Origin of the sequence: Catellicoccus marimammalium M35/04/3 (genome assembly GCF_000313915.1) — a bacterium.
In the GTDB taxonomy this organism is placed as follows: Bacteria; Bacillota; Bacilli; order Lactobacillales; family Catellicoccaceae; genus Catellicoccus; species Catellicoccus marimammalium.
The window spans coordinates 70072-85485 of record NZ_AMYT01000022.1 but is presented as its reverse complement, the minus strand read 5'-3'; the positions used below and the strand labels follow the sequence as shown (position 1 = coordinate 85485).

At 34.6% G+C, this 15414-nt stretch carries 15 protein-coding genes; 3 read left to right on the top strand and 12 right to left on the bottom strand.

Annotated features, from left to right (window positions below):
• Positions 1 to 125 precede the first annotated feature (125 nt).
• Entirely contained in the window at positions 126 to 848 is a 723-nt protein-coding gene (locus C683_RS05965; RefSeq protein ID WP_009492002.1) for a tRNA1(Val) (adenine(37)-N6)-methyltransferase, read from the top strand.
• Positions 838 to 1131, top strand: a complete 294-nt coding sequence (locus C683_RS05960; RefSeq protein WP_009492000.1) for a GIY-YIG nuclease family protein — start codon at positions 838 to 840, stop codon at positions 1129 to 1131. Before C683_RS05965 ends, C683_RS05960 begins: the two co-directional genes overlap by 11 nt.
• Here the strand turns inward: C683_RS05960 and C683_RS05955 are convergent.
• From C683_RS05955 to hisS, 4 genes are all read right to left on the bottom strand, one after another.
• Positions 1089 to 1619 (bottom strand): ECF transporter S component, encoded by a 531-nt coding sequence (locus C683_RS05955; protein ID WP_009491998.1) that lies wholly within the window; start codon positions 1617 to 1619, stop codon positions 1089 to 1091. The two genes, C683_RS05960 and C683_RS05955, sit on opposite strands and share 43 nt — an antisense overlap.
• A 91-nt stretch (positions 1620 to 1710) precedes the next feature.
• Positions 1711 to 2595 carry a YitT family protein gene (locus C683_RS05950; protein ID WP_009491996.1) on the bottom strand — a complete coding sequence of 295 codons (885 nt, stop codon included), beginning with the start codon at positions 2593 to 2595 and terminating at the stop codon, positions 1711 to 1713.
• Between the two features lie 4 nt (positions 2596 to 2599).
• Positions 2600 to 4363, bottom strand: a complete 1764-nt coding sequence (gene aspS, locus C683_RS05945) for an aspartate--tRNA ligase (RefSeq protein WP_009491994.1) — start codon at positions 4361 to 4363, stop codon at positions 2600 to 2602.
• Positions 4363 to 5655 (bottom strand): histidine--tRNA ligase, encoded by a 1293-nt coding sequence (hisS, locus tag C683_RS05940; protein WP_009491992.1) that lies wholly within the window; start codon positions 5653 to 5655, stop codon positions 4363 to 4365. The genes aspS and hisS overlap by 1 nt, the downstream gene beginning before the upstream one ends.
• A 224-nt stretch (positions 5656 to 5879) precedes the next feature.
• On the opposite strand from hisS, the gene C683_RS05935 reads away from it, so the two are divergent.
• Positions 5880 to 7184 carry an N-acetylmuramoyl-L-alanine amidase family protein gene (locus C683_RS05935; protein WP_009491990.1) on the top strand — a complete coding sequence of 435 codons (1305 nt, stop codon included), beginning with the start codon at positions 5880 to 5882 and terminating at the stop codon, positions 7182 to 7184.
• 42 nt (positions 7185 to 7226) lie between these two features.
• Here C683_RS05935 and groL read toward each other — a convergent pair whose 3' ends face one another.
• From groL to sufC, 8 genes are all read right to left on the bottom strand, one after another.
• Entirely contained in the window at positions 7227 to 8849 is a 1623-nt protein-coding gene (groL, locus tag C683_RS05930; RefSeq protein WP_009491988.1) for a chaperonin GroEL, read from the bottom strand.
• Between the two features lie 16 nt (positions 8850 to 8865).
• Positions 8866 to 9171 carry a co-chaperone GroES gene (locus C683_RS05925; RefSeq protein WP_211204970.1) on the bottom strand — a complete coding sequence of 102 codons (306 nt, stop codon included), beginning with the start codon at positions 9169 to 9171 and terminating at the stop codon, positions 8866 to 8868.
• Between the two features lie 191 nt (positions 9172 to 9362).
• Positions 9363 to 10118 (bottom strand): nicotinamide riboside transporter PnuC, encoded by a 756-nt coding sequence (gene pnuC, locus C683_RS05920; protein WP_009491984.1) that lies wholly within the window; start codon positions 10116 to 10118, stop codon positions 9363 to 9365.
• A 289-nt stretch (positions 10119 to 10407) separates the two neighbouring features.
• Positions 10408 to 11784, bottom strand: a complete 1377-nt coding sequence (sufB, locus tag C683_RS05915) for a Fe-S cluster assembly protein SufB (RefSeq protein WP_009491982.1) — start codon at positions 11782 to 11784, stop codon at positions 10408 to 10410.
• Positions 11784 to 12227 (bottom strand): Fe-S cluster assembly sulfur transfer protein SufU, encoded by a 444-nt coding sequence (gene sufU, locus C683_RS05910; protein ID WP_009491980.1) that lies wholly within the window; start codon positions 12225 to 12227, stop codon positions 11784 to 11786. The genes sufB and sufU overlap by 1 nt, the downstream gene beginning before the upstream one ends.
• On the bottom strand, positions 12214 to 13449 hold the full coding sequence (locus C683_RS05905; protein ID WP_009491978.1) for an aminotransferase class V-fold PLP-dependent enzyme: 1236 nt from the start codon (positions 13447 to 13449) through the stop codon (positions 12214 to 12216). The genes sufU and C683_RS05905 overlap by 14 nt, the downstream gene beginning before the upstream one ends.
• Positions 13427 to 14635, bottom strand: a complete 1209-nt coding sequence (locus tag C683_RS05900) for a SufD family Fe-S cluster assembly protein (protein ID WP_009491976.1) — start codon at positions 14633 to 14635, stop codon at positions 13427 to 13429. The genes C683_RS05905 and C683_RS05900 overlap by 23 nt, the downstream gene beginning before the upstream one ends.
• Positions 14635 to 15387, bottom strand: a complete 753-nt coding sequence (sufC, locus tag C683_RS05895; RefSeq protein WP_009491974.1) for a Fe-S cluster assembly ATPase SufC — start codon at positions 15385 to 15387, stop codon at positions 14635 to 14637. The genes C683_RS05900 and sufC overlap by 1 nt, the downstream gene beginning before the upstream one ends.
• Between the last annotated feature and the right edge of the window lie 27 nt (positions 15388 to 15414).

Genomic DNA, 15414 nt, shown 5'->3' with positions numbered 1-15414 from the left:
CTTTTCTCTGTTAGAATACCATATTTATTTCAACTTTTCATGATTTCTTCGGAGTGCTCTTCCTTTTCCTTTTTTGATTATGGTACCATAAGAAAGAATGTAAAAGAAGGAAGGATACTAATTTTATGGAACGAATAGATGATTTAAATTTCAATGGATTAAAAATTATTCAAAGTAATGAAGTATTTTCTTTTTCTATCGATGCGGTTCTTTTAGCTCATTTTGGTTATGTCCCTAAAAAAGGAAAAATCATTGACTTATGTGCAGGAAATGGCGCAGTTGGCTTACTTTGTACTGAAAAAACAAAAGCGAGCATTGATTTTATAGAATTACAACCCCGCTTGGCAGAAATGGCCGAACAAAGTATTGCTTTAAATAAAAAAGAAGCACAGTGCCATGTCCACTGTGCTGATTTAAAAGAACTCTCTCAATATTTTGCTCATGATACCATTGATGCTATTTTATGTAATCCACCATATTTTCCTGTAAGAGAGCAACAGTTACAAAATCCTAATCCGCATTTAGCGATTGCTCGTCATGAAATTTATGCCGAAATTGAGGATATTATGCAACAAGCCAGTTATGTTTTAAAAACGAAAGGGCATCTTTCTTTAGTCCATCGTCCAGATCGTTTCCTTCCCATTTTAGAAGCGATGCAAAGACACCAAATTACTCCTAAAAAGGTTCGCTTTATTTATTCAAAAATGGACCGTCCTGCAAAAGCGATGATTATTGAAGGAATCAAAAATGGAAGTAAAGAAGGATTTATCGTTGAGCCTCCATTTATCATCCAAAACGAAAATAATGAATACACTAAAGAAATGATGGATATTTTCCATGGAAAATAAAATTCACTACCTTTATGTTGTCGAATGTAAAGATCACTCTCTTTATACTGGATATACTACAAATTTAGAACGAAGAATCAAACAACATAACTCCGGAAAAGGAGCCAAATATACTCGTGCTCGCAGACCAGTTATTTTACGTTACTATGAAGAATATCCAAATGCTTCTAGTGCTTTAAAAGCGGAATATGCCTTTAAACAAAAAACGAGAGCACAAAAAATACAATATATTCAACAATACTATCCAATGCGTTCCTTTTTAGAAACAAAAGGTAATTTTTGACATTCATGGACAATCCAATGGACAAGTGCTGTTTTGACGATTAAATATGGCAATAACGCACAGAATAAGTAAATACATAGTGAATATGGTAGTTCAAAATGTAATAACATCTCGTACGCTGGCAATAAAAAGAAAATATTGGCCAATACTGAGACGATAAATTGCAAGATGATTTGTTTCCATAATGATTTGATTTTTGGATAGCTACAAATATAAGTCCAGGTAAAGACTAGATGACCCACTAAACCGATCAATACAGGCAAAGAAAAAGCTTGTATACTCCAATATAACAACGCACTTAAGATACTACCAACAAGGGCATATCGACGCTTTGTCATCTGTGCTAATAAAAGTAAGGACACATCGCTAATGTCTACCGTCAAAAAAGGAGCCAAGGGGATAATCGGGATGGCGATAAACATTAAAATTGTAGCTAGGGCACTAAAGACAATCATTTGGATTTGCTTACGCATTGATTTTATTTTCATACTAAACTCCTCTCCTTTATAACAGTAAGGGAAAGAAAAAAAACTGTCAAAAAAAAGAGACCTTTACAAAGAAAATGTAAAGGTCTTTTGTTTATTCCATTCCAGGATCATAGAAATTACCCAAAATTTTAATATTATCCGCAATCGATACGAACGCTTGGTCATCCGCTTGTTTCATTGCTTTAGATAATTGCGGTAATTCATAGCGTGTAATAACTGTAATTAAAATCGTTTGACTATCATGACGATAAGCTCCTTCTGCTCCATGAATAATCGTAATTCCACGACGCAATTGTGCTTGAATGGTATCGATTACTCGTTGTGGGTGACGAGTTACAATCATGACTTGCATTTTTTGTTGGCGAGTATAAATTGAATCTGTCATTTTTCCACTAATAAAGATGGAGAACATACTATAAAATGCATGTGGCCAACCGAATAAAAATCCAGCCGCTAAAATAATACAAGCATTAAAGAGTACAGAAATCGATCCGACACTCTTTCCTGTCTTTTTCCGGATATAAAGAGAAATGATGTCCAATCCACCTGAAGATACTCCGTTTCGCATCGCAAATCCAACACCAATTCCGTTAATCGCCCCACCAAAGATCGCACAAATTAGTGGATCATTGATTAATGGCACTTCAGGAACAATCTGAATCATCACTGCAGAAATCGTAACACTTAAAATCGTAAATAAAGTAAATTTTCGCCCTAATTTAAACCAAGCTAAGATAAATAAGGGGATATTAATTCCATAAATGACCATAGAAATAGGAACATTGATATGAAGCATATGAGAAAGAAAATTATCAATTAACTGAGCAAACCCAGTAATTCCACTAGCATAAATATTTCCTGGTTGCCAAAAAACATTCAAGGCAATCGCAGAAACTAATCCATAAGTAATCGAAGCAGAAAATTTCTGAGCATAATCTGACTGCATAATCTTCCCATCATTGCGCTGTATATTCATGATTTTATCCTTCTTTAGTTTGAACTTCTAACGCTAATTCTTCTAATTGTTGTGGAGACACTAAACTTGGAGCTTGTGTCATTACATCCATCGCTTTACTATTTTTAGGGAAAGCAATCACTTCACGAATATTATCTTCTCCTGCTAATAACATCGCAAAGCGGTCTAATCCAATCGCTAATCCACCATGTGGAGGGAAGCCATAATCCATTGCTTCTAGTAAGAAACCGAATTGTTCTTCTGCTTCTTCTTTTGTAAAGCCTAAAGCAGTAAACATTTGTTCTTGAACTTCACGTTGATAAATACGTAAAGAACCACCACCTAATTCATATCCATTTAAAACGATATCATAGGCATCTGCATGAACTTTTTCTGGAGCAGAAGCTAATAATTCTACATCTTCTGCTTTTGGCATCGTAAATGGATGGTGCATTGCTACATAACGGTTTGCTTCTTCATCAAATTCTAGTAATGGCCAATCTACAATCCATAAGAAATTAAAGGCATCATGATCGATTAATCCTAATTCTTCTCCTAATTGTAAACGAAGTGCTCCTAGACTTGCGGCAACCACATCTTTTTTATCTGCCACAAATAATAATAAGTCGCCTTCTTTTGCTCCTGTTGCTTCTAATAAAGAAGTTTGTAATTCTTCATTAAAGAATTTCGCTACAGGACCTTTCACACCTTCAGCATCGACTTTCAACCAAGCTAATCCTTTAGCACCAAATTGTTTTAAGTGTTCTGCAATTTTATCTAAGTCTTTGCGAGAATAACGATTAGCTGCTTGTGGAGCACAAATAGCTTTTACTTCTCCTCCATTATGAATAGCATCTGCAAATACTTTGAAGTCGATATCTTTTAAAACATCATTTAAAGCAATTAATTCCATACCAAAGCGAGTATCTGGTTTATCACTACCATAACGACTCATCGCTTCATGATAGCTCATACGTGGGAATGGTAAAGTCACTTCGATACCTTTCACATCACGCATTGCTTTTTGAATCATGCCTTCTACTAAAGTTTGGATTTGTTCTGCACTTAAGAAAGAAGTTTCTAAGTCTACTTGCGTAAATTCTGGTTGACGGTCTCCACGTAAATCTTCGTCACGGAAGCAACGTACGATTTGGTAATAACGGTCAAATCCAGCAGCCATTAATAATTGTTTTGTAATTTGCGGACTTTGTGGTAAAGCATAGAAATGTCCTTCATGAACACGAGAAGGTACTAAATAGTCACGCGCTCCTTCTGGTGTTGATTTTGTCATATATGGAGTTTCAATGTCGATAAATCCTTGTTGATCCATATATTCACGAATGCTATGAGTTAATTTAGAACGTAAAGCTAAATTCTCATACATTGGTTTGCGACGTAAATCTAAATAACGATATTTCAAACGTAATTCATCATTAACTTTTGTTTCTTCTGTAATTTCAATCGGTGTAGTTTTTGCACGATTTAAAATATGAATTTCTGAAGCAATAATTTCTACTGCTCCTGTTTTTAATTCCGGATTTTCTTTTTCACGTTTTTGGACTGTACCACGAATTTCTAATACATATTCCCCACGACATTCATTGGCAATTTCCCATTGCTCTTCATTTCGTTTTGGATCAAAAACAATTTGTACAATTCCTTCGCGGTCACGTAAATCAATAAAGATTAATCCACCTAGGTCACGTCGTTTTTGGACCCAACCTTGAACGGTTACTTCTTCTCCTACATATCTTTCTGTAATTTCTCCACAATATGCTGTTCGAATCATTATGCTTCCTCCATCATTTCCATATACAATGCGTTAAAATCTTCATAAATTGAAGCTAATGGCACTGTTTTTTGTTCCCCAGTATTCATATTTTTCAAGTTAATTTCTTGTTTTTCTAATTCATCTAATCCTAGGGTCAATACAAAACGAGCATTCATTTTGTTTGCTGTTTTAAACTGTGCTTTTGGTTTACGATTTAAATAATCGCGTTCTACCTTGTATCCTTGGTGACGTAAAGCAAGCGCTAATTTTAATGTTTCTACGTTTACTTCTTGACCAATTCCAACAATATAGACATCTAATGAATCATCAATCGGTAATTCGATATTTTCTGCTTCTAATGTCAATAGTATACGTTCAACTCCTGAAGCAAAACCAAAGCTTGGTACTTCCGGTCCACCTAATTCTTCCACTAATCCATTATAGCGACCCCCTGCACAAACTGTAGTTAATTTTCCATCAAAAGCTTTACTATCACTCATAATTTCAAAAATAGTATGATTGTAGTAGTCTAACCCACGTACCATATTCGTGTCGATAATATAGTCAATATTTAATTCTTCTAACATCGCTTTTACTTCTGCAAAGTGAGCTGCACTTTCTTCATTTAGATAATCCAAAATAGAAGGTGCGTTCGCTACAATTTCTTTATCTTCTGGTTCTTTACTATCTAAGACACGTAAAGGATTTTGATAAAGACGACGTTTTGAATCTTCACTCATTTTATCTTGTAAAGGTTCTAAATAAGCAATTAATGCTTCACGGTAGCGTAAACGACTATCTTTATCTCCTAAAGTATTAATAACCAATTTCAAATCTTTAATTCCCAAACGAGAGAAATATTCTAATGCCATGCTAATTCCCTCTACATCGGTAGCTGGATTTTCTGAACCAAACATTTCGACTCCAATTTGATGGAATTGACGTAGACGTCCTGCTTGTGGGCGTTCATAACGGAACATTGGTCCAATGTAATACGTTTTATATGGTTTTAAAAAGTCATTCCCAAATAATTTATGTTCAACATAAGCACGAACAACAGGAGAAGTTCCTTCTGGGCGAAGAGTAATATGGCGATCTCCTTTATCATAAAAATCATACATTTCTTTTTGTACGATATCTGTAGAATCTCCTACACGGCAAACCACTTCATAATGTTCAAAAATAGGAGTTCTTACTTCTTTTACTGCATAATCTGCAAATAAGTCACGAGCTACTTGCTCTACGTATTGCCAAGCTTCCACTTTTCCTGGCAAAATATCTTGGGTTCCTTTTGGTTTTTGTAAAGCCATAATTTCCTCCTCTAGTAAAATCAAAAAATTAAATTTATCGGGAAAAAAGCATTCTTTTTTTCTTTTCCCTTTTATTTTTCCGATCTTTTCTTCTTATTATGTCTTATAGTATAGCACGAAATCCGTTGTTTTTTCTATCCTATCTCCTCTTTTTATGGTATCGTTCTTTATTAAAAAATGATAGAATAATAAAGGAAAACGTTAACGGAGGAGGAATGTCCTTTTTGCAACTGAAAAAGAAAATAAAGAAAAAATCTTTTTTTATTTTTCTGTTTCATCTAGGAATCATCTTACTTTGCGGTCTATCTATTTTTCTATGTCAAAAGCAAGAATCTGCGACAGTAGAAAATTTAGCTTGGACGATTTATGAAAAACCAAATCTCCATAGTTCTCGTATTACACAAATTCCTTATGGAAAAAAAATTAAAATTTTGAAAAAATTAGATTACTGGTATCAAATCTCCTATCAAGGAAAAGAAGGCTGGGTACCAAGTTGGATTGCAGATACAAAAGAAAAACCAAATACAAAAGAAAAAACTGCCTACACGATGAAAAAGGTAGCGTTAAAAGAAAATGATTATGAAACAAGTCCAACGCTGACCTCCTTAAGCAAAGGAGAAAAAGTCGAAATTTTAAAAGAAAAATGGAATTGGTCTTTTGTTAAAGTAAAAGATGATTATGGTTGGATTCCAAGTAGTAACCTAAGTGAATTGAAATACAACACCAATCCTGTACAAACAGAAGAACAAAAAAATAAAGTAAATCCTCGTATCCTTTATGTTCGTCAACAAGATACAAAATTACGAACAAAACCAAGTACTAAGAGCGAATCTAAACAAACGCTACGTGCTGGTGCCAAAGTAACCGTGTTAAAAAACAAAACCGATCAATGGTACTATGTACAGACAGCTAGTGGAGAAAAAGGATATATCGCAAGTTGGCTATTAACTACAGAAAACTTAAGTCATGATAATAAGCGAAAAAATAACCTCAAAGGAGCAGTCATTGTCATTGACCCTGGACATGGTGGACAAGATGCAGGATCTGTTTCTCAAGATAATCGCTATGAAAAAGATGCTACTTTAGCGACAAGTAAATGCTTAGAAAAAGAATTGAAGAAACAAGGAGCTAAAGTCATCATGACTAGAAACGATGATGAATATGTTAGCTTAGAAGAACGAACAGATATTTCTAATAAAAATGAAGCAGATGCTTTTATCTGTATTCACTTTGACTCTACAGCCTCTTCTAATGTAGCCAGTGGGACTACAACCTATTACTATCATGAAAATAGTAAAGGATTAGCGAATAAGATTAATCAACAAATTAAAAAATTACCATTACCAAATCGTGGAGTTCAATTTGGAGATTATCAAGTAACTCGTGAAAATAATGAACCTGCTGTATTACTAGAACTAGGCTATATGAGTACAAAAAAAGATGAAAAATATATTTTCTCTAAAGAATATCAACAAGACGTAGCCAATGCAGTCACAAAAGGATTACTAAACTATTTTTCAAACCAATAAAAAAAACTGAGTTCAAATGAACTCAGTTTTCTTTTTTATTTTTTACATCATTCCACCCATGTTTGGGTCATTTGTCATTCCGTTATCTGTTTTTGGTAAATCAGCTACTACTGCTTCTGTTGTTAAGATTAATGCAGCTACGCTTGCAGCATTTTGTAAAGCAGAACGAGTTACTTTTGTTGGGTCTACAATACCACTTTCAATCATGTTTACCCATTCTCCTGTAGCAGCATTGAAACCAATACCTTCGTCAACATGTTTTAATTTTTCTACGATTACTGCGCCTTCTAAGCCAGCATTCATTGCGATTTGACGAATTGGTTCTTCTAACGCACGTAAAACGATTTCTACCCCTGTACGTTCGTCACCTTCTGTTTCTGCTACTAATTTTGCAACTTCTTTTGTTGCTTGGATTAATGCAACTCCACCACCAGAAACAATACCTTCTTCTACTGCAGCACGAGTAGCATTTAATGCATCTTCAATACGTAGTTTTAATTCTTTTAATACAGTTTCTGTTGCAGCACCAACTTTAATTACTGCTACACCACCAGATAATTTAGCTAAACGTTCTTTTAATTTATCACGGTCAAATTCTGAATTTGTTTCTCCAATTTGGCTGCGGATCAATTCGATACGTTCTTTGATTTCTTCTTTGTTACCAGCACCTTCAACGATTACTGTTGAATCTTTATCTACGATTACTTTATTAGCTTGACCTAAATCAGCTAAAGTTGTAGAAGCTAATTCACGACCTAAGTCTTCAGAAATCACTTGTCCACCAGTTAAAATTGCGATATCACGTAACATTTCTTTACGACGGTCACCAAATCCTGGAGCTTTAACCGCACAAACATTTAATGTACCACGTAATTTGTTTACTAATAAAGTAGTCAAAGCTTCTCCATCCACATCGTCTGCAATGATTAATAATGGACGATTTGCTTTAATGATTTCTTGTAAAACAGGCATTAAATCTTGAATGTTAGATACTTTTTTATCTGTAATTAAGATGTAAGGTTTATCTAATTCTGCTTCCATTTTTTCGTTGTCTGTTACCATATATTGTGATAAGTAACCACGATCAAATTGCATACCTTCTACAACATCTAATTCTGTTTCAATTCCTTTAGATTCTTCAATAGTGATAACACCATCGTTTCCTACTTTTTCCATTGCAGTAGCAATTAATTCACCAACTTCTTCATGACCAGAAGAGATAGCAGCTACTTGAGCAATTTCTTCTTTAGAACTTACTTCTTTAGACATTGTATGTAAAGCATCTACTGCTGATTTTGTTGCTTTTTCAATTCCGCGACGGATACCTACTGGGTTTGCTCCTGCAGTAACATTTTTAATTCCTTCTAAAACAATCGCTTGAGTTAATACTGTCGCTGTTGTTGTTCCGTCTCCGGCAATATCATTAGTTTTTGAAGCTACTTCAGAAACTAATTTTGCTCCCATATTTTCAAAATGATCTTCTAATTCAATTTCTTTTGCGATAGAAACGCCATCATTAGTAATTAAAGGTGTACCAAATGATTTTTCTAAAACCACGTTACGACCTTTTGGCCCTAAAGTTACTTTTACTGTATTCGCTAATTTATTTACACCTTCTACTAATTTAGAACGTGCATCATTATTATATTTGATTTCTTTTGCCATTTTTTCTTCCTCTTTTCTAGCCTTCTGTTACAATTGCCATAATATCTTTTTCATGCATGACAACGTATTCTTCTCCATCATGTTGGATTTTAGAACCAGCATAAGATTCAAACATTACTGTATCATCAACGTTTACTTCCATTGGAATACATTGTCCATCTTCAGAAACTCTTCCTTTTCCAACAGCAATTACTGTTCCTAATTTTACTTGCTCTTGATGATTAGAGGTTAAGATAATTCCTCCAACATTTTTTTCTGTTTCTTTTTCCGCTTTAATGATTACGCGGTCTGCTAATGGTTTTAGCACGATGAACCCCTCCACTTCTATTTTTAGCACTCTCTTTATCAAGTGCTAACTACATTTATAATAATATCATGATTCTAATATAATGCAAGAATATCACCTCATTTTTTGTAATCGATTTCATGTTTTTTTCGTTTTCCTTAGAATACGCTTCTTTTTTTACAAAAAATCAGTAACAAAAAAGAGCAATGAAACCATTGCTCTTTTATTTATTCAATTTTTTCTAGACCCATTTTTTTGCGTCCCATGTTAAACCATGGAGATACAGTAAAGGCAATGATATCATTGACCAAGTAAACAGAACTAGAAACTAACATCGCGATTGTTGCATCGCCTTGAGCATAGGTTAATGCCCATAATATAATTTGGAAAATGCTAGAAAATGTCCACCAGAAATATTGATTATTATAGCGTAAGAAACAAATAATTCCTCCAGTGACACTTACTGCAAAACTTAATCCATCGATAACTGGACGGGGATCATTGGTAAAAGTACCAATTAAATAAGTAGAAATTCCCCAAACGACTAAAACAGAACATAAACTGATTACCCAATTTTTCTTTGTAAACTTCTTCAAATGGTGCACGGTATCTTCATTCCAAGATTTTACTGAGAAAATCACCGGTAAGTCTAATGTAATAATATAAGCTAATTCTTCTAACATCACTAAATAGTTATGGGCACTATACCCGACATAAATTTTACATGCTGCTGAAATCAATCCTAAAATTCCATTCACAGATTTTGCGGCATTGATACTTACAATACATAACGTTCCTAAAATCGTTCCGATAAAAGTAATTGTTGATAATAGCGTAATTGGTTGAGTCACATAAATCATCAACTGTGATCCGACTGCAAACCAAAATAAACAATAATTGGCGGTATGCCATCCTGTAATTTGTTGTTTAAACCAAGTCCATGGTTGGTTAAACATTGTAACTTCTTTTGTTGTACTACTCATTTAATAATCCCCTTTACATTAATAGCTTTCATGCAAGACCATATTCCGTTCTTTCCATCTTGCACCGCTTGTGTTTTTTAGTACGGGATTTATTGTAGCAAACAAAAAAAATAAAAAATAGGACTTGATAAAATAGAAAACTCCCTCATTCCTTTAAACATCATCATAAATAACTTAAAAATTTTATTTTTATTCTTATTTAATTGAAAGTTAAACCTTATACAAAGACAACATTGTTCTTTTCAAAAAATAAAAAAGGCAAGAGAAGTTCTCTTACCTTTTTGTTATTCTATCCAATCGCATCCTTCATTTCATAGCCAATTAAGCGGTTTAATTCTACTGCATATTCCATTGGTAACTCACGACTAAATGGTTCTACAAAGCCCATAACAATCAATTCTGTCGCTTCGTCTTCAGATAATCCACGACTCATTAAGTAGTACAATTGTTCTTCTGAAACTTTAGAAACGGTTGCTTCATGTTCTAATACCACATCTTGACAATGCGCTTCATTAATTGGAATTGTATCACTCTTCGAACGATCATCCATTAACATCGTGTCACATTCAATATGTCCTTGACTACCATGAGCATGGCGGCCAAAATGAACAATTCCACGATAGTTCGTTGCTCCTCCATCTTTTGCAATTGATTTAGAAACAATAGAGCTTGATGTATTCGGCGCTAAATGAATCATTTTTGCTCCAGTATCTTGCACTTGTCCTTCTGTTGCCATCGCAACAGAAAGCATCATTCCTTTTGCTCCTTCTTCCGCTAAAATTACGGCTGGATATTTCATAGTTACTTTAGAACCGATATTTCCATCTACCCATTCAACCGAAGCATTTTTATAAGCTTTTGCACGTTTGGTTACAAGGTTATAAACATTGTCAGACCAGTTTTGAATTGTACTATAACGAATGCTTGCATCTTCATGTGCATAGATTTCTACAATCGCTGCATGCAAGCTTTCACTGGAATAAGTAGGAGCGGTACATCCTTCAATATAGTGAACACTTGCTCCTTTATCGACAATAATTAATGTTCGTTCAAATTGCCCTGCATTTTCTGAATTAATACGGAAATAGGTTTGCAATGGAACTTCTAGTTGCACTCCTTCTGGAACATAAATAAAGGTTCCTCCAGACCAAACGGCAGAGTTCAACGCTGCTAATTTATTATCACTTGGAGGAACTAATTTACCAAAGTATTTTTTAAATAACTCTGGATATTCCTTTAACGCAGAGTCTGTATCGGTAAAGATAATTCCATGTTTATCAAATTCTTCTTTCATATTATGATAAACCACTTCTGATTCATATTGAGCAGAAGCTCCTGCTAAAAAGGCACGTTCCGCTTCTGGTACCCCAATTTTTTCAAAAGTATCTTTAATTTTTTCTGGTACGTCTTCCCAATCACGTACGGGACGATCACTGGCTTTTTGGTAATATTTAATTTTATCAAAATCGATTTCAGATAAATCTGGACCCCAATCCGGTAAAGCTTGCTTTTTAAAAGATTCATATGCTTTTAAGCGAAATTCTAACATCCATTCTGGTTCTTCTTTTGCTTTTGAAAGTGCACGGATTACATCTTCATTTAATCCAGTACCGGTTGTATATACGGGAGATACATCATCTGAAAATCCATAACGGTAATCTTCCATTATTCTTTTCCTTCCTTATTTTTTTCAATCATTGATTCTACTGCTTTCCAAGCTAACGTCGCACATTTCACACGCGCTGGAAATTTTGATACTCCAGATAATAATTGAGCATCTTCTAATTCTTCATTTTCTACTTCTTGTCCTTGAACAAGAGATAAGAAATCTTCTAATAGTGCTTCTGCTTCTGGTAAAGTTTTACCAATTAATACATCACACATCATACTTGCACTTGCTTTGCTAATTGAACATCCTTCTCCTTCAAAAGCAATATCTGAAATGACTCCATCTTTCATTTTCCATTGAATTTGAATGACATCTCCGCAAGTAGGATTGTTTAATTCCAAAGCATCTGTTTCTTCTTCTAACGTTCCATAATGATGAGGATGACTAGAATGATCTAAAATCACTTGACGATATAGTTGATCTAATTTACTCAATGCCATATTGGAAATACTCCTTTACTTTTTCAATTGCTTCTAAAAAGCGATCAATTTCTTCTTTTGTGTTATAGAAATATAAACTTGCACGCACTGCAGCAGGAACAGATAATTCACGCAACAATGGTTGTGCACAATGATGTCCTGCTCGAACAGCAACTCCTTCCATATCTAAGGCAGTCGCTACATCGTGTGGATGGATCCCTTCAATATTAAAAGAAATTACTCCTTTATGGTCTTTTGGATCTTTTGGTCCATAAACCGTTACTCCTTCGATGGCTTGTAAGCGAGGTAAAAGATCTGCCATCAATTCTGCCTCATAAGCTTGGATTTGGTCCATTCCTAATTTTTCTAAATAATGAATCGCTGTCGCTAATCCAATCGCTCCAGCAATATTAGGAGTTCCTGCTTCAAACTTCCAAGGTAATTCTGTCCATGTACTATCTTCTTCATAGACAAAATCAATCATTTCTCCACCAAATTCGACAGGATCCATCATTTCTAACCATTTTTGTTTTCCATATAACACACCAATACCTGTAGGACCACACATTTTATGGCCACTAAAGGCAAAAAAGTCACAATCTAATGCCTGAACATCAATTTTTTCATGTGGTGCAGATTGTGCGCCATCGACTACAAATACTGCATCATATTGATGAACTTTTTTAGCTAAACGAGCAATAGGATTTTCTGTTCCTAACACGTTAGAAATTTGTGATAAGGCAACGATTTTTGTCTTCTCATTTAATAACTCATCCAACACTTCTTCATCTAAAAATCCTTCCTTTGTAAAAGGAACATAACGTAGCACGGCTCCTGTTTTTTGTGCCACTTGCTGCCAAGGAATAATATTGGCATGATGTTCCATTTTAGAAAGGATAATCTCATCGCCTTCTTTTAACACTTTTTCAGCGTATCCACGAGCAATCCAATTCAAACTCGTTGTTGTTCCACGAGTAAATAAAATTTCTTTTGTGGAAGCAGCATGAATGAATTGACGTACGGTTTCTCTTGCCTCTTCATATTCTTGTGTAGCGGCTTCTGATAACGTATGGACTCCACGATGGACATTTGCATTATTTTCTTTATAAAACTGCATTTCTTTATCTAAAACACAAAGTGGCTTTTGTGTTGTCGCTGCATTATCAAAATAAATTAAAGGTTCATCATTTACGGTTTGTTGTAAAGCAGGAAAATCTGCTCTAATCTTCTCTACGTCCCACATATTCTTCCTTTCTTGCCCAAAGAGATAACCATTCATCATGTTTTCCGTTTTGAGCTAAAAATCCTTTGGCATATAATTGGACGGCCATTTCATAGGTCAATCCACGACTTAGCATATAATATAATTTATCTTCAGAAAGTGCACCAATCGCCGCGGCATGGTTCGCTTTTACTTCATTATTATCAATTAATAAGATAGGGTTAGCTGTACCTCCACTTTTTTCTTCTGCTAGTAATAAATCACTCTTTTGGACTGCAGAAGAATAAGGAGCATTTTTTTGAATATGACTTGTTGCATTCAATAAAACTTTTCCTTTTTTGGCAGCTAAACCACGTAAAACTAAATCACTTTCTGTATGATGATTACTTTGTAAAATTTGAACATCTACTACTTTTTTCTCTTGAGTAGCTCCATAAGTTGATAAATCAACCATACATTTTGCTCCAGAGCCTTCTACATGAACATCAATACATTCTACATGTACCCCACTGTTCAATAATTGACCACGGAAGGTTAATTGACTATCTTGTTGTAAAACAAAATCACGTTGTAAAAAAGTAGTCCCTTTTCCTTCACCAATACTTTGACTAAAGTAATCTAATTGGCTATTAGCGCCAAGAATTAATTGTACAGCTTGGTTGTTATATGTATTTCCTTTATATTCCCAATTTTCTTTTAAGGATAACTGGCAATTTTCTCCAATAAATAATATAACATGTTCCCAATTTGCCAATTGTTCTTGTAAAAATTGCAAATGAATTGGTTCTTGAATAACTGTATGATCAGGAATATATAAAAGCATTCCTTCTTCATTATGTAAAAAGTGAACCATACTTTGCTGGTCTTTTGATAATGGTTGTTCCATATAAGGACGAAGTTTTTCACTAAATACTTCATCCCAAAGAGCTTCTTGTAAGTCCATCATCACTACTCCAGCCTCAATAAGAGACATCGGTAATTGCTCTACATAGACTTGTTGCTCATTTTGAATCCATAATGGTTCATCTGAATATGCAGAAAAATCATAAACAGATCCTTCTACTTCTCCTTCTTCTACTGGATATTCTGTAGGTAAAGAATTCCAAGAAAAATCGGCAATATGACGACTTTTCGCTTCTTTTACGCAAGAAGCAACGTTTGCTTGTGCTTCTTCTAACCATAACGGTTTTGTTGTCCATCCTGTCATTATGCTTCATCCTCTTCTTTCCAAGTAGAATAACCATCGCGTTCTAATTGATCGACTAATTCCATACCTCCTGTTTGAATGATTTTTCCATCCAACATAATGTGAACTACATCAGGTTCGATATAGTCTAATAAACGACGGTAGTGAGTTACTAATAAAGCACCAAATTCTGGGCTACGCATCGCATTAACTCCTTTTGCGACTACTTTTAACGCATCTACGTCTAATCCAGAATCAATTTCATCTAAAATAGCAAACGTTGGATCTAACATTAACATTTGTAAAATTTCGTTACGTTTCTTTTCTCCACCAGAGAACCCTTCATTTAAGTAACGTTCTGCCATTTCTTCTTTCATGTCTAAAATCGCTAATTTTTCATCTAGCTTTTTCAAAAATTTCATTACAGAAATTGATTTTCCTTCTGGTTGACGAGCATTTAAGGCAGCACGTAAAAAATCAGCCGTCGTTACGCCTGGAATTTCGCTTGGATATTGCATTGCTAAAAATAAACCTTTACGACTACGTTCATCTACTTCCCAATCAAGGATGCTTTCTCCATCCCATAAAATATCTCCTTTTGTGACTTCATAACGAGGATTTCCCATTAACACGGCAGCTAAAGTAGATTTCCCTGCTCCGTTTAGTCCCATCACAGCGTGAATTTCACCTGTTTTCCAAGTTAAATTCACTCCTTTTAAAATTTCTACGCCTTGAATTGACGCATGTAAATCTATAATTTCTAAGGTATGCATAACATTCTCCTTCATTCATCTTTTCTC